This is a genomic window from Aeromicrobium sp. EU05-FHT14F07, from assembly GCF_058790455.1.
Genome location: NZ_JBYTCR010000015.1, coordinates 31,555 through 53,399, shown reverse-complemented (window position 1 = coordinate 53,399; position 21,845 = coordinate 31,555). Strand labels below are relative to the sequence as shown.

Sequence of the window (21,845 nt, the reverse complement as noted above, 5' to 3'; positions counted from 1 at the left end):
TCAGTTCCTCCGGTCGGCGAAGCCCGGGGGCAGGTCGCCGGGCGCCGTGTCGATCACGGTCTCGTCGTCGATGCCGACGAACTCGAAGAGGGTGATGTGCGCGAACTCCGGCACGACGTAGATCGGGTAGGTGGGGCCCTCGTCGCGGTAGCGGCGCATCTCCTCGAGGTGGTCGTTCTGGAACAGGACGGTCCTGGACCCGTCGAGCTCGACCCAGTGGGGGAAGAAGATCGTGCCGTGCAGGACGCGGTCCTCGGGCACGACGTTCACGACGACGCTCGTGCCGGTCGGCTCGTTCCACGAGATCTTGAAGACCCCGCGACCCAGACCGACGAGGTCGACCTCCTGGTCCTTCACCCAGCGACCGCCGACCATCCCGGAGTGGATCCGGTAGTCGATCGTCGTGGCGTTCTTGACGTACATCTCGTACTGCCACCCGTTGGCGTAGGTGTAGACGAGGCGGTGGCCGACGATCGCGTCCAGGTCCTGCTCGGGGACGGGGTTCTCGATGCTCGTGTGCGTGTCCATGACTCCACTCTGACACATGATGCGTTTGTTTCAAACGCATACGGCGCGGGTCGCGTACCCTGTCGGCGTGCCCGACCCCACGAGCCAGGACGACCTCGGCGCGCTGGCCCGTGGCCTGAGCGACGAGATCGGCCCGTTGCGCCGGACGCTCCTCAACGCCTCACGGGCCCGCGCCGGTCTCCCCTCGCTGCCCGATGCGCAGATCGAGGTGCTCCGTCGCCTCTCCCCCGACCGCTGGGAGAGCCCGACGGCGCTCGGTCGCCGGTTGGGGCTCGCTCGACCGACGGTCAGCAACCTCGTCTCGGCCATGGAGAGAGGTGGTCTCGTGACGAGACGAGCCGACGCGTCGGACGCTCGCAGCGTCCAGGTCGGCCTCACCGACCTGGCCCGTGAGCAGCTGCGCGTCTACGACGCCGCAGCGGAGAGCCTCCTCGTCGAGGTCCTCCACGACCTGGACCCGCCGGAACAGAGCACCCTGCGCGACGTCCTCCCCCTCCTCGCCCGGATCCGCGCCGCACTGGACGAGGGCGGGGCTCGCTCCCCGGGCTCGTCGTTCGAGGCGCGGACGGACGAGGCGTAGCCGGACGAGGACCCTGCGGCGACGAACGGCCCTGCGCGCCTCAGGCGTCGAGGACGGCGAGGACCTGGTCGCGGCGGGGCAGGCCGGAGGCGCGGCTGAGGACAGTGCCGTCCGGACCGACGACGAGGACGGTCGGGGTGCGCATGACGTTGAGCCGGCGCACGAGGTCGAGGTGGGACTCGGCGTCGACCTCGACGTGCGTCACGTCGGGGCGGGTCGAGACGACGTCGCTCAGCAGGGTGCGCGTGGCGCGGCAGGGGCTGCAGAAGGCGCTGGAGAACTGGACGAGGGTCAACCGGTCGCCCAGCGGGCCGCCGATCTCCTCCGCCGTGAGCACCTCGCGGGTCTCCGTCGGGACCTCCGGTGCCGCTCCGGTCGCCGGCTCCCGCGTGGCCCCGCCGTCCACGGCCTGCACGGGCGCAGCCGACGCCGGGGCGGAGAACCGACCGTCACGACGGCGCAGCAGCAGGGCCACGACGCCGGTCGCCGCGAGGGCGACGAGGAGGACGATCACACCGGTCACCTCATCAGGTTACGACGCCCCCGGTCGTCCGACCTCAGGTCCGGGATCGGCCCCTAGACCGTGAGGACCGCCAGCGACGCCCCCACGTGGACCGCGGGGCCGACGAGGGCCACCGACACCGCGGCGGGGAAGGCCCACGTCTGCGGCCCGGGCAGGGCTCCGATGCTCCAGGCCCGTCCCAGCACCTGTCCCAGGACGGCGCACCCGGCCGCGGCGCCGCCGACGGCGAGGCCCAGCACCCACGTGCCGGTGCCGTCGACCGTCGCGGAGACGAGCACGCCGGTGAGCGCACCCGCCGTCACCGCGGCCGACCCGAGCAGCACCCTGTCGCCCGGCAGCGCCCACACGAGGAGCGCCACGGAGAGCGCGGCGGCGGCCATCGCGACGACGTCGATCGAGGCCGACTCCCCCGACGCGGCCACCCACCCGGCCGCGCACGTGGCGACGACGCCGACGAGCACGGTCGCGGCCACGGCCCGCACGAGGTCCTCGCGCCCGTCACGTCGCAGCATCTGCCCGACCAGCCCGGCGAAGACGACCACCGCGGACCCGAGCATGACCCCGGAGAACACGCCGGCGGAGATCAGCGCGTCCTCGGTGGCCACCGTCCCGTCGGTCCCACGCAGCAGCTGCGGGTCCCACGCGACCGCCGTGGCGACGGCGCCGCCCGCCACCACCGGCACGAAGGTCGTCAGCCGCGGCCGCTCCCCCGCACCGTGGGCCGGGGCGGTGGCGACGAGCACCTGCACGACGAGGACGCCGACGGCGACGAGCCACAGCTCACCTGTCGCGACCGCGAGGGCGAGCAGCCCCGCCAACGCGGCGGAGAGCAGGGACGGGACGAGTCGAGTCACCCTCGCATGATGCCAGGTGGCGGGGTGCGGCCCGACCCGCTCAGCCCACCGGCTCAGCCGCCGGCGAAGGGCGGCAGGAACTCCACGAGCGCCCCGTCGTCGAGGCCCACCTCGGTGCGGTCACGACGCCCGACGGGCACCTCCCCCACGAGGACGGAGCACATGTCGAGCACGGCACGCAGCCGCGCGTCGCCGTCGTGGCGGCGCACCGCCTCGTCGACGGCCTCGGCGAGGGTGCTCGCCGCCAGCTGCTCGCTCTCGACCCCGGCGGCGGCCCGCGCCGCCGCCCAGTAGCGCACCGTCACCACAGGTGTCGACGTCCCGTCCGCCCCCCGGCCACCTGCCGGTGTGACGTCGTTCTCTTTCGCGACACCTCGTGGTGATTCGTCCGACACATGCACTAGTCTGGGCCATGCGACGAGGCCACGGTGATTTCACCTGGCCTCTTGTCATAAGTGCGAGCCGCGGGCACGGCGCCCGGGGCGGACCGACGGAGGACCGCAGTGTCACACCTCTTGCTCCTGACCAAGAGCACCCAGTCCTCGGTGGAGGTGCTGCCCGCCCTCGCGCTGCTGCCCCACCACGTCAAGATCCTCCCGGCGGAGGCCAGCGCGCTCATCGACGCACCGCCCTCCGACGCCGTCCTCGTCGACGGCCGTCACGACCTCGCGCAGGTCCGCAGCCTGACCCGCGTCATCCGCAGCACGGGGATCGAGTGCCCGCTGGTGCTGATCCTCACCGAGGGCGGACTCGCCGTCGCCGCCTCCGACTGGGGCATGGACGACGTCATCCTGACGACCGCCGGCCCGGCGGAGCTCGAGGCCCGGCTCCGGCTGGCCATCGGCCGCGTGGCAGCCGGTCAGGGCGGCGAGGACGACTCCCACGTCATCGCCTCCAGCGGTCTCGTCGTCGACGAGGCGACGTACACGGCCAAGCTGGAGAACCGCACGCTCGACCTCACGTTCAAGGAGTTCGAGCTCCTGAAGTTCCTCGCCCAGCACCCGGGCCGGGTCTTCACCCGCCAGCAGCTGCTGCAGGAGGTGTGGGGCTACGACTACTTCGGCGGCACCCGCACGGTCGACGTCCACGTACGACGGCTCCGCGCCAAGCTGGGCACCGAGCACGAGACGCTGATCGGCACGGTGCGCAACGTCGGCTACCGCTTCGTCGCGACGACGGCGGAGGCCGACGAGCCCGCCGCACGCCGCAGCACGTCGGTGCCCGGGCCGGGCGCCCGCGCCTAGCGGACGCCGGATGGACCGCATCAGCGCGCTGGACCTGGTCGCGCTGGTCCTCGACGAGGGCAGCTACGAGTCCTGGGACGAGCCGATCGACGTCTCCGCGTACGCGCCGGACTACCGCGCGGCCGTCGAGAAGGCCACGCAGCGCTCCGGCTGCGACGAGTCGATCATCACCGGACGGGGACTCGTCCGGGGCCGTCCCGTCGCGTTCGTGCTGAACGAGTTCGGCTTCCTCGCGGGCTCGATCGGCCGCGCCGCCGCACAGCGCATCGTCGCGGCCGTGCGGCGTGCCACCGCGGAGGGCCTGCCGCTGCTCGCCTCGACCGCGTCGGGCGGCACGCGCATGCAGGAGGGCACCCCCGCGTTCGTCCACATGGTCGACATCTCCCGCGCGATCATGGACCACCGTGCCGCGGGGCTGCCGTACCTCGTGCACCTGCGGCACCCGACCACGGGCGGCGTGTTCGCGTCGTGGGGCTCGCTCGGCCACATCACGGTGGCCGAGCCCGGCGCGCTCGTCGGGTTCCTCGGTCCGAAGGTCTACGAGCTGCTGGAGGGGCGACCGTTCCCACCCGGGGTGCAGGTGAGCGAGAACCTCGCCCGGCGCGGGATCGTCGACTCCGTCGTGCTGCACGAGGAGCTCCCGTCGGTCGTCGACCGAGCACTCGGGCTGCTGCTCGACCCCGTCGCCGACGGGTCCCGCACCCGACGGCCCGGCGTGGAGCCGGGTGCGCCGCGGCGTCACGGCACCTGGGAGTCGATCGAGATCACCCGCGCCGAGCCGCGCGTGGGCGTGCGCGACGTGCTGCGCCACGGCAGCGACGCCACCGTGCGACTGCAGGGCACCGAGGAGGGCGAGCGCGACACGGCGATGCTGGTGGCGTTCGCGCGGCTCGACGGCGTGCCCTGCGTGGTGGTCGGCCAGGACCGCACGACGCAGACCCCCGCCAACCCGATGGGACCGGCGGCGCTGCGCGAGGCGCGGCGCGGCATGCGGCTGGCAGCCGAGCTGGGTCTCCCGCTGGTGTCCCTGATCGACACCCCGGGCGCGGAGCTGTCGGCGAGCGCCGAGGAGGGGGCGATCGCCGGCGAGATCGCCCGCTGCATCGCCGCCATGTCGACGCTGGAGGTCCCGTCGGTCTCCGTGCTCCTCGGCCAGGGCTCCGGCGGCGGTGCGCTCGCCCTGCTGCCCGCCGACGTCGTGGTGGCCACCGAGAACGCCTGGCTCTCGCCGCTCCCGCCCGAGGGTGCGAGCGCGATCGTGCACGGCGACGTCGACCACGCACCGCAGATGGCGCAGCAGCAGCGGGTCTCCGCCCTCGACCTGCAGGAGACCGGCACGGTGCACCACGTCGTGCCCGAGCCGGAGGACGACTCGCCCGAGGCGCTGGCGCGCGCGGTCGCCGCGGAGGTCGGGCACCGGCTGCGCGAGCTGCTCGACGCCCGCGGCGCGAGCGGCCTCCCGTCCACCCACGCCTAGGCTGGGAGGGGTGAAGACCTCTCGCGACCGTCGATACGGCGGCATGGTGCTGATCTGGACCGCCATCGGCGCCCTGTTCACGCTCGTCAACGGCAACCCCGTCTGGATCGGCGCGTTCCTGGCGATCGGCGTGGCGCTGGCCGAGTCCCAGCGCGGCGAGGTCGAGCCCGCGACGCCGCCGTCGGCCGCCCCCGACGCCGCACAGGCGCCGCCGGCCGACGACCACGGTCTGATCGCCCTGAACCACGCCGTCCACGCGGCCGACGGTGTGGAGCCGTTCAACGAGGCCACCCGCCTCGCGATCGCGGCCGGCGCCCGGTTGCGCGTGGCACGCGTCGTCGACGGTGGCGTCGCGGCCGCGGTCGCCCCCGACGACGCGCCCGTGGAGCTCGCGGTGCACCCCGACCACCGACGCCAGGGTCGCGGTCGCGCCCTCGTGAGCGAGCTGCTCGACGCGGGCGAGCGTCGGTTCTGGGCGCACGGCGACCTGCCCGGCGCGCAGGCGCTCGCGTCATCCCTCGCGCTCGAGCCGGTCCGCACGCTGCTCGTGCTGCGCCGCGAGGGCGGCGAGCCGGTCGTCGAGCGGGTTCCCGACGGCGTCCGCATCCGCACGTTCCGCCCCGACGACGCCGACGCCGTCGTCCGCGTCAACGGTCGCGCCTTCGCCGACCACCCGGAGCAGGGCGCGATGGACCGCGCCGACTTCGACCGACGCGCCGCCAGCGACTGGTTCGACCCCGAGGGCCTCTTCGTGGCCGAGGACGAGCAGGGCCAGGTCATCGGCTTCCACTGGACGAAGGTCGAGGCGCCGGCCTGGGGCGAGCCTCCCGTCGGCGAGGTGTACGTGGTCGGCGTCGACCCCGACCACCACGGCGGCGGGCTCGGCACGGCGCTGACCGCCCGCGGACTGCGACACCTCGCCGAGTCGGGCGTGGACGTCGTCGACCTCTACGTCGAGGGCGACAACGCCCCCGCGCTCGCGGTGTACCGCAGGCTCGGCTTCGTCGAGCGGGCGCGCGACGTGCTCTACGCCCGCTCCTCCGAGCCGGCTAGCTGAGCCCGCGCTGCAGTGCCGCCGCAGCACGACGCATGGCGCGCGGAGCGGAGCGGCCGATGCCGACCATGTTCGCGAAGCCGTGGATGAGACCGCTCTCCTCCACGTGCTCCACCCGCACGCCCGCCGCGCGCAGGTGCTCCGCGTACGCCGTCCCCTCGTCGCGCAGCGGGTCGAAGCCGGCGGTCACGAGGTAGGCGGGTGCCACGCCGTGCACGTCCTGGCGCAGCGGCGAGAGCCGGTCGTCGGCGCGGTCCTCGTCGCCCGCGAGGTAGTTCTCCTCGCACAGGTCCATGAACGCCTTGGTGAGCAGGAAGCCCTCGCCCAGACGCGTGCGGCTGGGTCGCTCCTCGACGAAGTCGGTGGCCGGGTAGACGAGCAGCTGGAACGCGGGCGCGACGACCTCCTCGGAGCGGGCCGCGTGCTGCGCGACGAGCGCTGAGAGGTTGCCACCGGCGCTGTCGCCGCCGATGGCGATCGCACCGGGCTCGATGCCCAGGCCGGGGGCGTGCTCGGTGACCCAGCGCCAGGCCGCCCACACGTCGTCGAACCCGGCGGGGAACTGCGCCTCGGGCGCCAGGCGGTAGTCGACCGAGACGACCCGCACCTGCGCCTCCTCCGCGAGGAAGGAGCAGACGGCGTCGTAGGCGTCGAGGTCGCCGTAGACCCAGCCGCCGCCATGCAGGTAGACGAGCGCCGGGGAGCGTCCGCTGAGCCCGCGCGGCGTGTAGAAGCGCAGGCCGACCGGACCCTCAGGACCGTCGATCGTCCGGTCCGTCACCGCGCCGACGGGCTGACGTCCGCCGAGCATCCGGAACGCCTCGGTGTAGACCCGTCGACCGCGCGTGATCGAGAGCGTCTCCACCGCCGGACCGTTGAGTCCCATCACCCGCAGCAGCAGCTGCATCTCGGGGTCGAGCGTGCGCCCGTCGACCTCGACCGGACGGCCGGCGAGGCGCCGGACGACCGGGGTCGGGAGCGAGAAGAGGGCCTGGGCACCCTTGGCCTGCACCAGCGCCAGCAGGTCCGACGTCGTCACCATGCGCGCAACATAGCGCGCCGTCGCGCCCGGCGGAGCGCTTCGCCGCACGACCCCGCAGCTTCGGGCCTCGCGCGCCTCGACGGGCCGCGGACCGTGCCGTCGGGACCCGCCGACGCACGCCACCGACCGCCGGCACCGCGCCCACGGACGGACGCGCACCCGCGCCGTTCAGGCGACGTTCACGTCGTCTTGCCACAATGTGCGCGTGGACACCACCGATCTGGACCTGCCTGCGGTCGAGAACCCCTCGTCGCCCGACGAGTTCGACGTCGACCCGCCGTACGAGCCCGTCGACGACGCACTGCCGGCCGACCGGTTCCTCGACCGGGAGCTGTCGTGGATCGCGTTCAACGCCCGCGTGCTCGAGCTCGCCCAGGACCCGAGCCTGCCGCTGCTCGAGCGGGTGCGGTTCCTGTCGATCTTCGGCAGCAACCTCGACGAGTTCTTCATGGTCCGCATCGCCGGCCTCAAGCGTCGCATCGCGGCGGGCGTGGCGGTGCCCTCGGCGAGCGGCTTCCACCCCAAGGACGTGCTGGCCAACAGCCTCGAGGCGAGCCACCGGCTGATGGTCGAGCAGGCGCGGACCTTCGTCGACGACGTCGTGCCCGCCCTCGCCGACGCCGGCATCCACCTCGTCCGGTGGGACGACCTCGCCGCGCAGGAGCGCGAGGAGGTCGCGGCCACCTACCGCGAGCGGGTCTTCCCCGTGCTCACGCCGCTGGCCGTCGACCCGGCCCACCCCTTCCCGTACATCTCGGGCCTGTCGCTGAACCTCGCCCTCGTGCTGCGCAACCCCGAGACGGGCAAGCAGCACTTCGCGCGCGTCAAGGTGCCGCCCATCATCGACCGGTGGATGGTCACGAGCGCCGGCCGCCACGTGCCGCTCGAGGACGTCATCGCCGCGCACCTCGACCTGCTGTTCCCCGGGATGGAGATCATCGCGCACCACGTGTTCCGCGTGACCCGCAACGAGGACCTCGAGGTCGAGGAGGACGACGCGGAGAACCTCCTCAAGGCGCTCGAGAAGGAGCTGCTGCGCCGTCGCTTCGGTCCGCCGGTGCGCCTGGAGGTCGAGGAGTCGATCGACGAGGAGGTGCTCGACCTGCTCGTCACCGAGCTGGGCATCCGCCACGGCGAGGTGTTCCGCCTGCAGGGTCCACTCGACCTGCGCAGCCTCGGCGAGATCGCCGACCTCGACCGCCCTGAGCTGAAGTTCGACCCGTTCGTGCCCGGCACCCACGAGCACCTGGCCGAGGTCGAGACCGCCAGCCCGGCCGACCTGTTCGGCACGCTGCGCCGGCGCGACGTCCTCGTGCACCACCCGTACGACTCGTTCGCGACGAGCGTGCAGCGCTTCATCGAGCAGGCCGCCGCCGACCCGCACGTGCTCGCGATCAAGCAGACCCTGTACCGCACCTCGGGCGACTCGCCCATCATCGACTCGCTCGTCGACGCCGCCCGCGCCGGCAAGCAGGTGCTCGTGCTGGTCGAGATCAAGGCCCGCTTCGACGAGCAGGCCAACATCCGCTGGGCCCGCAAGCTGGAGCGCGCCGGCTGCCACGTCGTGTACGGGCTCGTCGGGCTGAAGACGCACTGCAAGCTGGCGCTGGTCGTCCGCGCGGAGCCCGACGGGCTGCGCCGCTACGCCCACCTCGGCACCGGCAACTACAACCCGAAGACGGCCCGCCTGTACGAGGACTTCGGGCTCCTCACGAGCGACCCGGACATCACGAACGACCTGCTCGAGCTGTTCAACTCGCTGTCCGGGTTCGCGCAGCAGGGTGACTATCGCAGCCTCATGGTGGCACCGTCGGGCCTGCGCGAGGGGCTTCTCGAGCGCATCCGCCAGGAGATCGCCCACCACCGGGCCGGTCGGCCGGCAGGCATCGCGTTCAAGGTCAACTCCCTCGTCGACGAGGCCGTCATCGACGGCCTGTACGAGGCGTCGCGCGCGGGCGTGCCCGTGCGCCTGGTCATCCGCGGCATCTGCACGCTCCGACCCGGCGTGCCCGGGCTGAGCGAGACCATCGAGGTCCGCAGCATCCTCGGTCGCTTCCTCGAGCACAGCCGCGTGTACTGGTTCAGCGGCGGAGGCGAGCCGGAGGCCTGGATCGGCTCGGCCGACCTGATGCACCGCAACCTCGACCGCCGCGTCGAGGTGCTGGTGCGGGTGCCGAGCGAGCAGCACACGCAGGTGCTCGGCGACCTTCTGGAACGCATGGCCGACGACGAGACCAGCTCCTGGCACCTCGGCCCCGACGGCACCTGGACGCGCCACCCCACGGGCCGCGACGTCCAGTCCGAGCTCATCGCCCGCGCGAAGAAGCGCCGCAGCCGCCTGTCCTGACCCCGCCGCACCGCCATCGCGGCATCGACCACCGCTTCCGCCGGTCGAGTAGCGGGCACGCGCGAGGAACGAGCGCCGTGCCGCGTATCGAGACCACCCGGCAACGGATCAGCGTGGGCCAACCCCCAGCGAACGCCCAGAATGGTCTCGATACACCTCCCCTCGCTAGCGCTCGTGGAGGCACTCGACCAGCGAAACGTTTCGCTGGTCGAGTAGTAGCGACGGCGAGCGCCAGCGAGCTCGTCGCTACGTATCGAGACCACCCGGCAACGGATCAGCGTGGGCCAACCCCCGGCGAACGCCCAGAGTGGTCTCGATACGTCGCCGCCGGCTCCTCCGTCGCGGCGTCGCCCACTCGACCAGCGAAACGCGTCCGGCGGGCCTCAGCAGGCGGCGAAGAGCAGGGCGCCGGTGCCGAGCATGAGGACGGTGCCGTCGGCGGAGCGGTCGAACGACAGGCTCACGGTGGCCTGGTCGACGGCGACCCTCGGGTCGCGCAGCTCGTCCTCGACCTGGCCGGAGCGTCCGACGAACGGACCGGTGGCCAGTCGCTCGCGCAAAGGCGCCTGGCGACGGGCGCGGGCGACGTCGTCGAAGGTCATCGAGAAGGTCGCGGTCTGCGCGCTCGGCCCGGAGCCGCCCCGGTCGGTGAGCGACCGGCCGCTGTAGACGTAGCCCGCGAGCCGGCCGGCGCGCGCCTGGGCGGCCTCTGCCTCGTCCGCCGACTCGGCGGGCACGGCCGCGTCCTCGCAGCCGAGCGCACCGGCCTGCAGCAGCACCGTGTCGGCGTCCGCCAGCGGTCCGGCGGTGTCGACCGCCCGTCGCACCGACGTCAGCGCCGGGGCACGCCCGGTCGCGGCACGCACGACCTCCTCGACCGCGGCGGAGTCCGACCCCGCGACGAGCAGCCCGGCGCGCCGCAGGAGCCGGACGTCGGCCAGCTGGTCGCCCAGCCCGGTCGAACCCAACACCTCGGCCGACGCCGTCCAGCGCCCGCCGCCCGCGTCGTCGAACCCGGCGCGCCGGAACCCTGCCTCGAGCCGTCCCCACGACAGGCCCGGACCCGGCGCGACGACCAGCACGCCGGCCGCCGTCGGGTCCTGCACGTACGCCTCCCAGGCCACGTCGTCGGTCGACCAGCCGAGCGCGCCCGGGACGGCGTCGCCGAGGTCGTCCAGCACCGACCGGGTGGTCAGGTCGCGTGCGCCGGGGTCGTCGGACCCGACGTCGCGCACACGCTGCCAGTCCGTGAGGCCGAGCACGGTCGTGCCCGCGGGCGCCGCGGCGAGCGCGGCGGCCAGCGGGCTGCGCACCTCGGCCCGAGCGGTACCGGAGACCCACCAGCCGGCGGCGATCGCGACGGCCAGGACCACGACCGCGACCAGCGGGTCGCGTGCTCGTCGCAGCACCGCACACCTCCTCGCGCATCGGCCCGTCACCGTCCGGACACCTAGGACGTGAACAATACGAGGCATGGCACGTGAACGTCCGCTGACCGCCGCCGGAGCCGTCACCTGGAGGCGCTGCGCGCCCCGTCCGGGCTCGTCGGGGAAGCGGGGCGTCGAGGTGCTCCTCGTCCACCGGCCCCGCTACGACGACTGGACCTTCCCGAAGGGCAAGCCGGACCCCGGCGAGGACCTCGTCGCCACCGCCGTGCGCGAGGTGGCGGAGGAGACCGCCCAGCGCGTGCGGCTCGGCCACCCGCTCCCCGACACCCGCTACCGGGTGGCCGGGGGCCCGAAGCGGGTCAGCTACTGGGCGGCGCGTGTGGTCGGCGAGACGGCGACGCCGTTCCAGCCGAACCGCGAGATCGACGACCTGCGCTGGGTGCGCCCCGGCGAGGCCCGCCGGCTGCTCAGCTACGAGCACGACCTCGACCTGCTCGACGCGTTCCTGGCGCTGCGCGACGTCAAGGCCCACCGCACCCGCACGCTCGTCGTGGTCCGCCACGGCAAGGCCAAGGCTCGTGAGCACTGGCGTCGTGAGGACCTGCTGCGTCCCCTCACGCCCAGCGGACGCGGGCGGGCGGACGCTCTCGTGCCCCTGCTCGAGGCCTACGGCGTGCGTCGGGTCGTGTCGAGCCCCGCGCGGCGCTGCGTCGAGACCGTCGCGCCCTACGCCGACGCCCGTGGGCTCGAGCTGCGGCACGACCCTCGCCTGTCCGAGGACACCACCGCGGGCGACGTCCGGCGGGCGGTGGAGGACGTGCTCGCCGAGAAGTCGCCGGCCGTCCTCTGCGGCCACCGTCCGACCCTGCCGTGGGTCTTCGCGGCCCTCGGGGTGGACGCGCCCGAGCTCGCTCCGGGCGAGGGGGTCGTGCTGCACCTGCGTCGCGGGGCCGTCGTGGCAGATGAACCGCTGGGGAGACCTGCATCACCCCGCTGACCTGCGACGGGGGCCCATCCTTCGCTCGCCGTTCACCCTGCGTTCACGCACGGAGGACCCCCGATACACCTGCCCTCCCTAGCGTCACGGACGACAGAAGCCTGTGATCATCGAAGGGACACCCCCCGTGAACCGCACCACGCTGCGCGTCGCCGCCCCCGCGGCGCTCGCCCTCACCCTCGCACTCGGACTCTCCGCCTGCGGCGCGTCCAACGAGGGCGGCTCGGACTCCGGCTCCGACTCCTCGCTCTCCGGCACCCTCAACGGTGCCGGCGCCAGCTCGCAGGAGGCCGCCGTCGACGCCTGGACCGCCGCGTTCCAGACCGCCAACAGCGACGTGACCGTCAACTACGACCCGGCCGGTTCCGGCGCGGGCCGCGAGCAGTTCATCGCCGGTGGCGTGGACTTCGCCGGCTCCGACGCGTACCTGGACGACGACGAGCTCGCGCAGGCCAAGGAGCGTTGCAACGGTCCGGTCGTCGAGGTCCCCACCTACGTCAGCCCGATCGCGGTCATCTACAACCTCGACGGCGTCGACAACCTGCAGCTCTCGCCCGCCACCATCGGCGGCATCTTCGAGGGCAAGATCACCAAGTGGGACGACGCGGCCATCAAGGCCGACAACCCGGACGCCACCCTCCCGGACACCGACATCACCCCGGTGCACCGCTCGGACGACTCGGGCACCACCAAGAACTTCACCGCCTACCTCGACGCCGCCTCCGGTGGCTCCTGGACCGGTGGCGAGGTCGAGACCTGGCCGATCAAGGGTGGTGAGGCCGCCCAGGGCACGTCGGGCGTCGTCCAGTCCGTCACCAACGGCTCCGGCACGATCGGCTACGCCGACGAGTCGCAGGCCGGCGACCTGGACAAGGCCAAGGTCAAGGTCGGCACCGAGTACACCGAGGTCACGCCCGAGGCCGCCGCCAAGGTGCTCGACACCGCCAAGCAGGTCGAGGGTCGCGACGCCACCGACATCGCGCTCGACATCGACCGCAAGACGGAGGAGTCCGGGGTCTACCCGATCGTCCTCGTGTCGTACATGATCGGTTGTGAGTCCTACGACGACGCCGCCAAGGCCGACCTCGTCAAGGGCTGGCTCGAGTACGTCACCAGCGAGGAGGGTCAGAAGGAGGCCGCCGACAAGGCCGGCTCCGCCCCGCTGACGTCGGAGTTCTCGGGCAAGGTCGCCGAGGCCGTCAAGTCCATCAAGGCCGCCAGCTGATCGGATCCGGTCCCCGCCGCCTGTCCCTCCGAGGGCAGGGGCGGGGACCGGACCTGCTCCACCCCCACCCCTCCAACCACTGGGAAGGACCGTCGTGACCTCGCAGCTCGCCCCCGAGCCCGCCAAGGCCCGCCGAACCCCGACGCGCCCCGGCGACCGAGTGTTCTTCGGCATCTCCTTCGGCGCCGCCCTCGTCATCCTGCTGACGCTCGCCGGCGTCGCCATCTTCCTCACCGCCGAGGGCATCCCCGGCGTCACCGCCTCCGCCGACCAGGTGAAGAGCGGCCTCTCGTTCCCCGCCTACGTCGGCCCGCTGGTCTACGGCACGCTCCTCGCGGCCGTGATCGCGCTCGTGCTGGCCGTGCCGGTGGCCATCGGCGTGGCGCTGTTCATCTCGCACTTCTCCCCGCGGCGGCTCAGCTCGGTCTTCGGGTACGTGATCGACCTGCTCGCGGCCGTGCCCAGCGTCGTCTACGGCGCCTGGGGCATCATCTTCCTCGCGCCGACGATCGTGCCCTTCTACCGCTGGCTGTACGACAACCTCGGCTTCATCCCGCTGTTCGCGGGCCCGCCGTCCGCGACCGGGAGCACGATCCTCACCGCGGGCATCGTGCTCGCCATCATGGTGCTCCCGATCGTGACCGCCATCTGCCGCGAGATCTTCCTGCAGACGCCGCGCCTGCACCAGGAGGCGGCCCTCGCCCTCGGCGCGACCCGCTGGGAGATGGTCCGCATGGCCGTCTTCCCCTACGCCCGCTCCGGCATCGTCTCGGCGTCCATGCTCGGCCTCGGCCGCGCCCTGGGCGAGACCATGGCCGTCGCGATGGTGCTGTCGCCCGCGCTGGTCGTCACGCCGAACCTCATCAGCTCGACCAACCCGAACACGATCGCGTCCAACATCGCGCTCAGCTTCCCCGAGGCCAGCGGACTCACGGTCAACGCGCTGATCGCCTCCGGTCTCGTCCTGTTCGTCATCACCTTCGCCGTCAACTTCGCCGCCCGCGCGATCGTGGACCGGCGCAAGGACTTCTCGGGAGCCAACTGATGACCACCACCGACCCCCGTCCCCAGCGTGACCGCGACGCCGAGGAGCTCCTGAGCTCCCTGCGCGGCAACACGCTGCCCCTGTGGGCCCCGCGCGTCGTCGTGGGCATCGCCGCCACCGTGGCGGTGCTGGGTGCCCTGAGCAGCCTCGGCGTGGTCCGCGGCGTGCTGCTCGGCTGGCTGCTGACGTTCGCGCTGCCGATCTGGTCGCGCGTCGTCGAGGGCCCGCGCAAGGCGACCGACCGGCTCGTCACGCTGCTCGTCTACTCCGCGTTCAGCCTGGCGCTCATCCCGCTCGGCAGCATCATCTGGACCGTGTTCTCCCGCGGCCTGTCGGTGATGTCGGCCGAGTTCCTCACCTACTCGATGCGCAACGTCGTCGGCGAGGGCGGCGGCATCTACCACGCGATCATGGGCACGCTGCTGATCACCGGTGCCGCCACCGTCATCAGCGTGCCGATCGGCCTGTTCACGGCGATCTACATCGTCGAGTACGGCGACGGGAACCGGGTGTCCAAGGGCATCCGCTTCCTCGTCGACGTGATGACCGGCATCCCCTCGATCGTCGCCGGTCTGTTCGCCTACGCCCTGTTCGTCCTGTTCTTCGGAGAAGGCGTCCGCATGGGCATCGGCGGCTCGGTGGCCCTCGCGGTGCTGATGATCCCCGTGGTCGTCCGCTCGAGCGAGGAGATGTTGAAGCTCGTGCCGAACGAGCTGCGCGAGGCGTCGCTGGCCCTGGGCGTGCCCCAGTGGCGCACGATCGCCAAGGTCGTGGTGCCGACGGCGCTCGCCGGTATCGTCACCGGCGTGACCCTCGCGATCGCCCGCGTGATCGGGGAGACCGCTCCCCTGCTGATCATCGCCGGCGCCACGGACTCCACGAACTTCAACCTGTTCGACGGACGCATGGCCACCCTGCCGGTGTTCGCCTACACCTCCATCCGCTTCCCGGGCGTCCCCCCGGAGTTCAGCATCGACCGAGGGTGGGGCGCAGCGCTCACCCTGCTCGTCATCGTGATGCTGCTGAACCTCGTCGCCCGACTCGTGTCCTTCTTCTTCTCTCCCAAGGGCGAAAGGTAAACCCCGATGGCCAAGAGCATCGACGTCTCCGACCTGAACATCTACTACGGCGACTTCCTCGCCGTGGAGGGCGTCAACATCGCCATCCCGGCGCGGTCCGTGACCGCCTTCATCGGCCCCTCGGGCTGCGGCAAGTCGACCTTCCTGCGGTCGCTGAACCGCATGCACGAGGTCATCCCGGGCGCCCACGTGCAGGGCAAGGTGCTGATCGACGGCGAGGACCTCTACGCCGACGAGATGGACCCGGTGAACGTGCGCCGCATGGTCGGCATGGTGTTCCAGCGTCCGAACCCGTTCCCGACGATGTCGATCTACGACAACGTCCTCGCGGGCCAGAAGCTGAACAGCAAGCGGATGAAGAAGTCCGAGTCCGACGCGATCGTCGAGCGGTCGCTGCGCAGCGCCGGCCTGTGGGCCGAGGTGAAGGACCGCCTGTCGCGTCCCGGCTCGGGTCTGTCGGGTGGTCAGCAGCAGCGTCTGTGCATCGCGCGCGCCATCTCGGTGGAGCCCGAGGTGCTGCTCATGGACGAGCCGTGCTCGGCCCTCGACCCGATCTCCACGAGCGTCATCGAGGACCTCATCCACGAGCTCAAGGAGAAGTACACGATCGTCATCGTCACCCACAACATGCAGCAGGCCGCTCGCGTGTCGGACGAGACGGCGTTCTTCAACCTCTCGGGTGTCGGCAAGCCCGGCAAGCTGGTCGAGTCGGGCCGGACGGAGAAGATCTTCTCCAACCCCGACGAGGAGGCCACCGAGGCCTACATCCAGGGCCGGTTCGGCTGAGGCTGACCCCGATGGGCGCTCAGCGCCCGAGCGGGTCAGACAGGTCGAGTGGTGCGCGCCGAAGGCGCCGGTCGGTATCGAGACCTCGGAAGAGTCCAGACCCCCGCACGACGACGAACGCCCGCTCCACCAGGAGCGGGCGTTCGTGCATTCCAACGCGAAGCCATCGACGAGCGGACGGGCCGAGCCTGACGCCCTCGGAAGGTCTCGTTACGGAGGGAACCGGCTTCGCCGGTGAGACCACTCGACCTGCCCGAACCGCTCGGGCGCTGAGCGCCCTCGGGTTCGGTCAAGGCAGGAAGAGGCGGGCGATGAAGTAGAACACCGCCGCCACCGCCGCCGCGGCGGGGATGGTGACGATCCAGGCGGTGACGATGCCCTTGGCCACGCCCCACCGGACGGCGCTGAACCGCTTGGTCGCGCCGGAGCCCATGATCGCGGAGGTGATCGTGTGGGTGGTCGAGACGGGTGCGTGCAGGCCGATGGCCATGACGTACAGGACGGTCGCGGCCACGCCCTCGGCGGCGAAGCCGCGGGGCGGGTCGAGGTCGATGATGCGTCGGCCGAGGGTGCGCATGATGCGCCAGCCGCCGGAGTAGGTGCCTGCGGCGATGGCCGACGCGGCGGCGACGATGACCCACAGGGGCACGTCGGAGCCGTCCTCGAACCCGCCGGCGACGAGGGCGAGGACGATGACGCCCATCGTCTTCTGCGCGTCCTGCAGGCCGTGGCCGAGCGACATGCCCGCGGCGGAGACGGTCTGCGCGTGCCGGAAGCCGCGGCTCACCTTGCCGGGGTTGGCGCGCCGGAAGATCCACATGATCGCGGTCATCAACGCGAACGCGCCGATGAAGCCGATGAGCGGCGAGGCGACCATCGGGATGGCGACCTTCTCGACGAGCGTGCCCCAGTCGACCGTGGTGCTCGATGCCGCACCCGCACCGACGATGCCGCCGATGAGGGCGTGCGACGAGGACGACGGGATGCCGAAGTACCAGGTGATGAGGTTCCAGGTGATGGCGCCGACGAGGGCGGCGAGCACGATCGTCAGGCCGTGGGCCCGGTCGATCGAGACGCCGGACGACACCTGCGAGTCGATGTCGATGATGCCCTGGATGGTCTGCGCGACACCGACGCCGAGGAGGGCGCCGACGAAGTTCAGGACGGCGGCCATGGCCAGCGCGATCCGCGGCGTGAGCGCGCGCGTGGAGATCGACGTGGCGATCGCGTTGGCGGCGTCGTGGAACCCGTTCGTGTAGTCGAAGACGAGCGCGATGACGACGACGGCGATCACCATCGCCAGGACGAGGTCCATGGCTCAGGACTCCTTGACGGCGATCTGCTCCACCGTGTTGGCGACGGACTCGAGCGCGTCGATGGCGTGCTCCAGGGAGTCGACGACGTCCTTGAGCTTGAGCACCTCGAGCGACTTGTAGCCGCCGCCGAAGAGGTCGGCGAGGATGCGTCGGTAGGAGCGGTCGCCCTGGTTCTCGAGCCGGTTGATCTCGATCCAGTACTCCTCGAGGTCCTTCATGGTGCGCAGGCGCGGCATGGCCTCGGCGGTGAGCTGGCAGGCGCGCTGGAGCACCTCGACCTGCGCCGCGAACTGCCCGGGGAGGTCCTTGATCTCGTACAGGCTGATGAGGTCGACGGTCTCCTCCATGAAGTCCATGACGTCGTCGAGGCTGCTGGCGAGGCGGTAGATGTCCTCACGGTCGAACGGGGTCACGAACGTGGAGTTGACGCGCTTGACGATCTTGTGGGTCGTCTCGTCGGCCTGGTGCTCGGCGTCGCGCATCTGCTCGGCGAGGGCGGCGCGGTCGACGTCGGGGTCGAGCACCTGCGCGAGCAGATTGGCCCCGTCGACCAGGTGGGACGCCGACTCGGCGAAGAGGTCGTAGAAGGTGGTCTCCACCGGACGGATGCGGAATCGCACTCCAAGGCTCCTGTCGGGTCGGTTCAAGCCGAGACAACTGTAGGTGCTGGCGTTCACCGGGTGTCAATCGGCTGGACCCCCGCAAGCGGGTCAGTGGACGTCGAGGCCGAGGAACGCGTCGATCTCCGCCTGCGACATGGGTGTCTCCCGTCCGGAGGCCGCGATGATGAGCCGGCTGGTCAGCTCGATCTCGTCGAGCACGTCGTCGTCACGGAGACGATCGTCGAGGGGCTCGAGCACGAGAAACTCCACTGCTGGCAGGGGGGTGGGGACCGCCGGGGGACGGTGCTTCCAGGGTAACGCGCCGTCTCACCTGTCGGGCCGGCTTCGCACGATTGGGGCGCCCGCCCCACCTCCCGTCCCGACGCTGGCAGACTGGGCTCCGCCAGGGCCTCTAGCTCAACTGGCAGAGCAGCGGACTTTTAATCCGCGGGTTGTGGGTTCGAGTCCCACGGGGCCTACTTTTCCCTGCCTACGCTGCAGCGCGCGTCGCGTCAGCCAGCTCGAAGAGTGGATGGAACGATGCATCCGTGAGACCCCGCATCTACGCGAGCAGCCTGCTGAACGTGTGGGTCTCGACGGTCGGGATCGCAGCGTTCGCGATGGAGTTCGTCATTGGCATCATCGTCGCGGCAGACTGCCGGCCGGATCGCCGCTCGAGTGGTGCATCTACGGCTCAGTCCTGACCATGGTGGTCGACGTGGTCGTGGTCACGAGCTACAAGGTCATGACGGGTGCGGACCGTCGGCGCGCCGTCGATCGCGCGCGGGATGCCTCTGCGCAGAAGGACTACGCCACGGTCGTCGAGGAGCTCGAGCCGCACGAGCGAGACCTCAGCTACGTCGACACGTTTCGCTACCTGCGCGCCAAGGACCTCCTCCGGAGGGCGCACGACAACGCGGCGAAACGGCCAGACGCCGACCTCTGAACGAGGCCGAGGTGCTGCTCGTCCGCAGGACGCCCCATCGACACGAGATGTCGGACGCTAGGTCCCTCATCGGCACCGTCGCCCTGACCCCTGCGCCTCGCTCCTCGCATGGCGCGGACTGACCTACCGCAGCCGCGACCAGTCCATGGCGAGGACGTCGTCGATCACTGCGACGTACTGGGAGCGGTCGAAGCGGGCGGACCAGACCTTGGCGTTGAAGCCGGCGAACGGCTCGTACGTGACCTGCCAGCCGATCACGCGCCACTCGACCACGTCGTCACCGACGACGACCTCGGTCGTCAGAGCGCCGCAGTCGAGGTCCCCGCAAGGGCACTCGAGGAGCACGACGCGACCGTCCTCGAACGCGGGCCCGAAGGGGGCCCACGGAATCCCCCGCCGCCCGAGCAGCCGGTCGAGCCGGGAGCGTTCGAAGCGCGGGACGAACGTCGGAAGGTCGGTGCGGCTGCCGCGCAGACGCAGCAGCAGCTCGCGCCGCTGGTCCTCGTCCGCTGCGACGTAGAGGGGCGACATCGAGCTGGGGTCGCCGACGATCTCCCGGAGCGGGACGCCGTTGATCGTCCACTCCAGGACTGCCGTCGCCGACTCGTCCTGTCGCGAACGCTGGTCGCCGTCGAGAAGTGCGACACGACTCGTCTGCACGCCCAGTCGGTCCATGACCGAAGGCTAGGGCTGACCCTGCCTGCGGCGCACCCACCGGACCGGACGCTCGCCACGTCGAGGACCTCGTGCCGTTGCAGGGCAGCTGCCGTCATTGACAAGAAGACTCAGACGCGGCCATCCTGGTCGGTTGCCTCAAGGGAGGGGACGGCCGCGTCGTGCCGCTGGCCTTCATCTCGTGAACGAGGTCGACACATGTCCGGAAGAGCTCGACGGCGGGCGCGCCGGAACCCCACGTACGTCCCGCCACTGCGGTTCTGGGTCGGTCCCAGCGGTGAGATCGGCTACCCGCCCGACCTGGTGGGCTGGCCCGCGCCGCGCTCGTCGGGTCCAGCACATCCCGCGCTCCCCCGCACCGAGGTCATCGGTGTGGAACCGGAGTCGCTGGCGGACGCTGCGGCGAGCGGCGACCTGGCCGACCTCCTCCTGCCCGACGGCAACCGGCTGTACGACTACCACCTCCGCATCGAGCACTTCGCCTACGCGTTCGTCCCCGTCCCGACCCTGACACTGGTGCTGCCCCCGTCGTCGGACGGTGGACCGTCGACGCGGGTGCCGTTCGTCGACGCGGTGGTGACCGACTGGACGACCGAGGCGAACTACTCCCCCGCCGACCCGAACGACGAGCTGTGCGAGTTCCGGTGGGACGGATCGCGCACGTTCCTGCTCGAGTTCCTGAGCGCCAAGATCATCGTCCGCGCGAGCCGTCTCGACGTCGAGGTGATCGAGTAAGCCACGGCGAGCTGGCTGCGCACCGGCACCACCGTTCGAGCAACACCTCTCGTCACGCCACGCGGCTGGGTGCCGTCGAGGTCAGCCGGCTCGGGTGCGGCGGGGGCTGGTGCGTCGGGTGCGCAGGGTGCGGTGAGTCTCGTGGGTGTCGGGGTCGATGGTGAAGAACCCTTGGTGCACGGCCGCATGGCATCTCGGGCAGAGCCCGATCAGGTTGGCGAGGTCGGTACTGCCGCCGGCTGACCAGTACTCGATGTGGTGCACGTGGACGACAGGTCCGTGGCAGCCGGGTCCGGCGCAGCTGCCGCCTTGTCGGTTGACGACCGCTCTGCGTTGGTGGGGTGTGGCGAGTCGGTGGGTGCGGCCGACGTCGAGGACAGCGTGCTTGCCGGCGGTCAGGATCGGGGTGAGGTTGGCATCGCAGAGCATCTGCTGGAGCTGGGCGGGACCGATCGACCCGAACCCGGCGAGCTCACCGGTCGCAGTGTCCGCGCCCTGGGCGAGGGCGGTCAGGTCGGCGGTGAGGGTGACGTGCGGGCGGACGCCCTTGTCCTGGGGCAGGCCGGAGTCGAGGATCCCGGTGAGGAGCTGGTCGAGGGCCGTCACTCGGCGGACGCTGACGGGGCGCTGGTCCTCGGCGCACGTGGGTGTGGAGAGTGACTGCAGGACGGTGCGGAACTTCGCGCCGGTGTCGGCGGGCAGGAAACCAGTGAGGTGGAACCCCTCACCGACGGGGGTGAGGGTGATGTCGTGGCGGTCCATCCCGCGGATCCAGGCCTCGTCGAGGTCGTCGGGGTGGGCGGTGGCGCGCAGCTTCTTGACGGCCTGACGCACGGTCGCAGGTGCAGCGTGGGTGGCCAGATCCAGCAGTGGGTTCATGCACTGCTCGACGACCATGGGGTCGATGTGCTTCGCGGCGTACGTGAACGCGTCCACGTGATCGAGCGAGACGGCTCCCTCGACGGCTACCGACTCCAGGTCGGGCATGTCCCGCAAGGTCCGACCCGAGCGGACCAGCTGAGAAGCCTGCCTGCCGTCGAGGTGCAGCTGGTCACGCAGCCAGTTCTTCAGGCTCGAGCAGCCCTCGGCCCCGAAGTCCCGATGCTCCTCCATCTCCGCGACCAGGGCGACCTTCTCCGCGTCGATCGCGTTCGAGAGTCCCTGCAGCAGCCGCAACGCGTCGGTGGTCGTCGGGTAGGTCCGCAGCTCGGCAGCGACGGCCTCGAGCCGGTCGACGAGTGCGGTGCTGGACATGCTCCTATGATACCGAACACGTGTTCGACTATCAACTCTTCTTTGGCTCTTTCCGCCTGCAATTCCAGGATTCTTCCTTCGCGTCCACAGCGGAGGCCTCGCGCGCGTCCTCGCCGGACACCGACGGCGCCCGTCGCTGATGAAGCCA

Annotated in this window: 23 protein-coding genes and 1 tRNA gene; 13 read left to right on the top strand and 11 right to left on the bottom strand. The window is 71.5% G+C overall.

Translation table 11 applies throughout. The features are described from left to right. Nucleotides 1–528, bottom strand: coding sequence for a phenolic acid decarboxylase (locus tag AC3WRM_RS13505; RefSeq protein WP_492248382.1), 528 nt, complete (start codon nucleotides 526–528; stop codon nucleotides 1–3). 67 nt (nucleotides 529–595) lie between these two features. Here AC3WRM_RS13505 and AC3WRM_RS13500 point away from each other — a divergent pair, with 67 nt between their 5' ends. Beyond that, nucleotides 596–1,108: a MarR family winged helix-turn-helix transcriptional regulator gene (locus AC3WRM_RS13500; RefSeq protein ID WP_492248381.1), complete on the top strand. Its 513-nt coding sequence runs from the start codon at nucleotides 596–598 to the stop codon at nucleotides 1,106–1,108. A gap of 40 nt (nucleotides 1,109–1,148) precedes the next feature. Here the strand turns inward: AC3WRM_RS13500 and AC3WRM_RS13495 are convergent, their stop codons facing one another. The 3 genes from AC3WRM_RS13495 to AC3WRM_RS13485 are packed head-to-tail and all read right to left on the bottom strand — an operon-like array spanning nucleotide 1,149 to nucleotide 2,790. Continuing rightward, nucleotides 1,149–1,631 carry a thioredoxin family protein gene (locus tag AC3WRM_RS13495; RefSeq protein WP_492248380.1) on the bottom strand — a complete coding sequence of 161 codons (483 nt, stop codon included), beginning with the start codon at nucleotides 1,629–1,631 and terminating at the stop codon, nucleotides 1,149–1,151. Nucleotides 1,632–1,684: 53 nt separating this feature from the next. Then, nucleotides 1,685–2,485: a hypothetical protein gene (locus tag AC3WRM_RS13490; protein ID WP_492248379.1), complete on the bottom strand. Its 801-nt coding sequence runs from the start codon at nucleotides 2,483–2,485 to the stop codon at nucleotides 1,685–1,687. Between the two features lie 53 nt (nucleotides 2,486–2,538). Next, nucleotides 2,539–2,790: a MoaD/ThiS family protein gene (locus AC3WRM_RS13485; protein ID WP_492248378.1), complete on the bottom strand. Its 252-nt coding sequence runs from the start codon at nucleotides 2,788–2,790 to the stop codon at nucleotides 2,539–2,541. Between the two features lie 198 nt (nucleotides 2,791–2,988). Here AC3WRM_RS13485 and AC3WRM_RS13480 point away from each other — a divergent pair, with 198 nt between their 5' ends. The 3 genes from AC3WRM_RS13480 to mshD are packed head-to-tail and all read left to right on the top strand — an operon-like array spanning nucleotide 2,989 to nucleotide 6,263. Further along, nucleotides 2,989–3,729, top strand: coding sequence for a winged helix-turn-helix transcriptional regulator (locus AC3WRM_RS13480; RefSeq protein ID WP_492248377.1), 741 nt, complete (start codon nucleotides 2,989–2,991; stop codon nucleotides 3,727–3,729). A 10-nt stretch (nucleotides 3,730–3,739) separates the two neighbouring features. Further along, nucleotides 3,740–5,206, top strand: a complete 1,467-nt coding sequence (locus AC3WRM_RS13475; RefSeq protein WP_492248376.1) for a carboxyl transferase domain-containing protein — start codon at nucleotides 3,740–3,742, stop codon at nucleotides 5,204–5,206. Nucleotides 5,207–5,216: 10 nt separating this feature from the next. Beyond that, nucleotides 5,217–6,263, top strand: a complete 1,047-nt coding sequence (mshD, locus tag AC3WRM_RS13470; protein WP_492248375.1) for a mycothiol synthase — start codon at nucleotides 5,217–5,219, stop codon at nucleotides 6,261–6,263. On the opposite strand, the gene AC3WRM_RS13465 is transcribed toward mshD, so the two are convergent. After that, nucleotides 6,256–7,302: an alpha/beta hydrolase gene (locus AC3WRM_RS13465; protein ID WP_492248374.1), complete on the bottom strand. Its 1,047-nt coding sequence runs from the start codon at nucleotides 7,300–7,302 to the stop codon at nucleotides 6,256–6,258. The two genes, mshD and AC3WRM_RS13465, sit on opposite strands and share 8 nt — an antisense overlap. Before the next feature lie 205 nt (nucleotides 7,303–7,507). Here AC3WRM_RS13465 and AC3WRM_RS13460 point away from each other — a divergent pair, with 205 nt between their 5' ends. After that, nucleotides 7,508–9,649, top strand: a complete 2,142-nt coding sequence (locus AC3WRM_RS13460) for an RNA degradosome polyphosphate kinase (protein ID WP_492248373.1) — start codon at nucleotides 7,508–7,510, stop codon at nucleotides 9,647–9,649. 383 nt (nucleotides 9,650–10,032) lie between these two features. On the opposite strand, the gene AC3WRM_RS13455 is transcribed toward AC3WRM_RS13460, so the two are convergent. After that, nucleotides 10,033–11,058 carry a hypothetical protein gene (locus AC3WRM_RS13455; RefSeq protein ID WP_492248372.1) on the bottom strand — a complete coding sequence of 342 codons (1,026 nt, stop codon included), beginning with the start codon at nucleotides 11,056–11,058 and terminating at the stop codon, nucleotides 10,033–10,035. A 64-nt stretch (nucleotides 11,059–11,122) separates the two neighbouring features. Here AC3WRM_RS13455 and AC3WRM_RS13450 point away from each other — a divergent pair, with 64 nt between their 5' ends. The 5 genes from AC3WRM_RS13450 (at nucleotide 11,123) to pstB (ending at nucleotide 16,169) form a co-directional block, all read left to right on the top strand. Then, nucleotides 11,123–12,034, top strand: a complete 912-nt coding sequence (locus AC3WRM_RS13450; protein WP_492248371.1) for an NUDIX hydrolase — start codon at nucleotides 11,123–11,125, stop codon at nucleotides 12,032–12,034. 127 nt (nucleotides 12,035–12,161) lie between these two features. Continuing rightward, nucleotides 12,162–13,259, top strand: a complete 1,098-nt coding sequence (pstS, locus tag AC3WRM_RS13445; RefSeq protein WP_492248370.1) for a phosphate ABC transporter substrate-binding protein PstS — start codon at nucleotides 12,162–12,164, stop codon at nucleotides 13,257–13,259. Nucleotides 13,260–13,353: 94 nt separating this feature from the next. Then, nucleotides 13,354–14,304, top strand: a complete 951-nt coding sequence (gene pstC / locus AC3WRM_RS13440) for a phosphate ABC transporter permease subunit PstC (RefSeq protein ID WP_492248369.1) — start codon at nucleotides 13,354–13,356, stop codon at nucleotides 14,302–14,304. Continuing rightward, the gene (gene pstA, locus AC3WRM_RS13435) at nucleotides 14,304–15,383 is read left to right on the top strand and encodes a phosphate ABC transporter permease PstA (protein WP_492248368.1); all 1,080 of its coding nucleotides are present in this window, start codon (nucleotides 14,304–14,306) and stop codon (nucleotides 15,381–15,383) included. Before pstC ends, pstA begins: the two co-directional genes overlap by 1 nt. A 6-nt stretch (nucleotides 15,384–15,389) precedes the next feature. After that, nucleotides 15,390–16,169, top strand: a complete 780-nt coding sequence (gene pstB, locus AC3WRM_RS13430; protein ID WP_067860139.1) for a phosphate ABC transporter ATP-binding protein PstB — start codon at nucleotides 15,390–15,392, stop codon at nucleotides 16,167–16,169. Nucleotides 16,170–16,458: 289 nt separating this feature from the next. On the opposite strand, the gene AC3WRM_RS13425 is transcribed toward pstB, so the two are convergent. From AC3WRM_RS13425 to AC3WRM_RS13415, 3 genes are all read right to left on the bottom strand, one after another. Next, nucleotides 16,459–17,484, bottom strand: a complete 1,026-nt coding sequence (locus AC3WRM_RS13425) for an inorganic phosphate transporter (protein WP_492248367.1) — start codon at nucleotides 17,482–17,484, stop codon at nucleotides 16,459–16,461. A 3-nt stretch (nucleotides 17,485–17,487) separates the two neighbouring features. Further along, nucleotides 17,488–18,105, bottom strand: coding sequence for a DUF47 domain-containing protein (locus AC3WRM_RS13420; RefSeq protein WP_492248366.1), 618 nt, complete (start codon nucleotides 18,103–18,105; stop codon nucleotides 17,488–17,490). A gap of 90 nt (nucleotides 18,106–18,195) precedes the next feature. Further along, complete coding sequence (locus tag AC3WRM_RS13415; protein WP_169795973.1) at nucleotides 18,196–18,345, bottom strand: hypothetical protein; 150 nt, start codon at nucleotides 18,343–18,345, stop codon at nucleotides 18,196–18,198. A 148-nt stretch (nucleotides 18,346–18,493) separates the two neighbouring features. Between AC3WRM_RS13415 and AC3WRM_RS13410 the strand changes: the two genes are divergently transcribed. Further along, a tRNA-Lys gene (locus tag AC3WRM_RS13410) sits at nucleotides 18,494–18,566 on the top strand. A 107-nt stretch (nucleotides 18,567–18,673) separates the two neighbouring features. Beyond that, a complete protein-coding gene (locus tag AC3WRM_RS13405; protein ID WP_492248365.1) occupies nucleotides 18,674–19,033 on the top strand; it encodes a hypothetical protein in 360 nt (119 codons plus the stop codon). Between the two features lie 123 nt (nucleotides 19,034–19,156). Here the strand turns inward: AC3WRM_RS13405 and AC3WRM_RS13400 are convergent, their stop codons facing one another. Next, a complete protein-coding gene (locus AC3WRM_RS13400) occupies nucleotides 19,157–19,708 on the bottom strand; it encodes a hypothetical protein (protein WP_492248364.1) in 552 nt (183 codons plus the stop codon). 198 nt (nucleotides 19,709–19,906) lie between these two features. Between AC3WRM_RS13400 and AC3WRM_RS13395 the strand changes: the two genes are divergently transcribed. Then, complete coding sequence (locus tag AC3WRM_RS13395) at nucleotides 19,907–20,443, top strand: hypothetical protein (RefSeq protein WP_492248363.1); 537 nt, start codon at nucleotides 19,907–19,909, stop codon at nucleotides 20,441–20,443. Between the two features lie 81 nt (nucleotides 20,444–20,524). Here AC3WRM_RS13395 and AC3WRM_RS13390 read toward each other — a convergent pair whose 3' ends face one another. Then, the gene (locus tag AC3WRM_RS13390; RefSeq protein WP_492248362.1) at nucleotides 20,525–21,697 is read right to left on the bottom strand and encodes an HNH endonuclease; all 1,173 of its coding nucleotides are present in this window, start codon (nucleotides 21,695–21,697) and stop codon (nucleotides 20,525–20,527) included. Nucleotides 21,698–21,845: the final 148 nt, after the last annotated feature.

Coding starts and splice junctions, on each gene's coding strand:
- AC3WRM_RS13450 (WP_492248371.1), top strand. CDS start 11,123: ATGGCACGTGAACGTCCGCTGACCGCCGCCGGAGCCGTCACCTGGAGG.
- AC3WRM_RS13465 (WP_492248374.1), bottom strand. CDS start 7,302: ATGGTGACGACGTCGGACCTGCTGGCGCTGGTGCAGGCCAAGGGTGCC.
- AC3WRM_RS13505 (WP_492248382.1), bottom strand. CDS start 528: ATGGACACGCACACGAGCATCGAGAACCCCGTCCCCGAGCAGGACCTG.
- AC3WRM_RS13425 (WP_492248367.1), bottom strand. CDS start 17,484: ATGGACCTCGTCCTGGCGATGGTGATCGCCGTCGTCGTCATCGCGCTC.
- pstA (WP_492248368.1), top strand. CDS start 14,304: ATGACCACCACCGACCCCCGTCCCCAGCGTGACCGCGACGCCGAGGAG.
- AC3WRM_RS13475 (WP_492248376.1), top strand. CDS start 3,740: ATGGACCGCATCAGCGCGCTGGACCTGGTCGCGCTGGTCCTCGACGAG.
- pstB (WP_067860139.1), top strand. CDS start 15,390: ATGGCCAAGAGCATCGACGTCTCCGACCTGAACATCTACTACGGCGAC.
- AC3WRM_RS13400 (WP_492248364.1), bottom strand. CDS start 19,708: ATGGACCGACTGGGCGTGCAGACGAGTCGTGTCGCACTTCTCGACGGC.
- AC3WRM_RS13390 (WP_492248362.1), bottom strand. CDS start 21,697: ATGTCCAGCACCGCACTCGTCGACCGGCTCGAGGCCGTCGCTGCCGAG.
- AC3WRM_RS13395 (WP_492248363.1), top strand. CDS start 19,907: ATGTCCGGAAGAGCTCGACGGCGGGCGCGCCGGAACCCCACGTACGTC.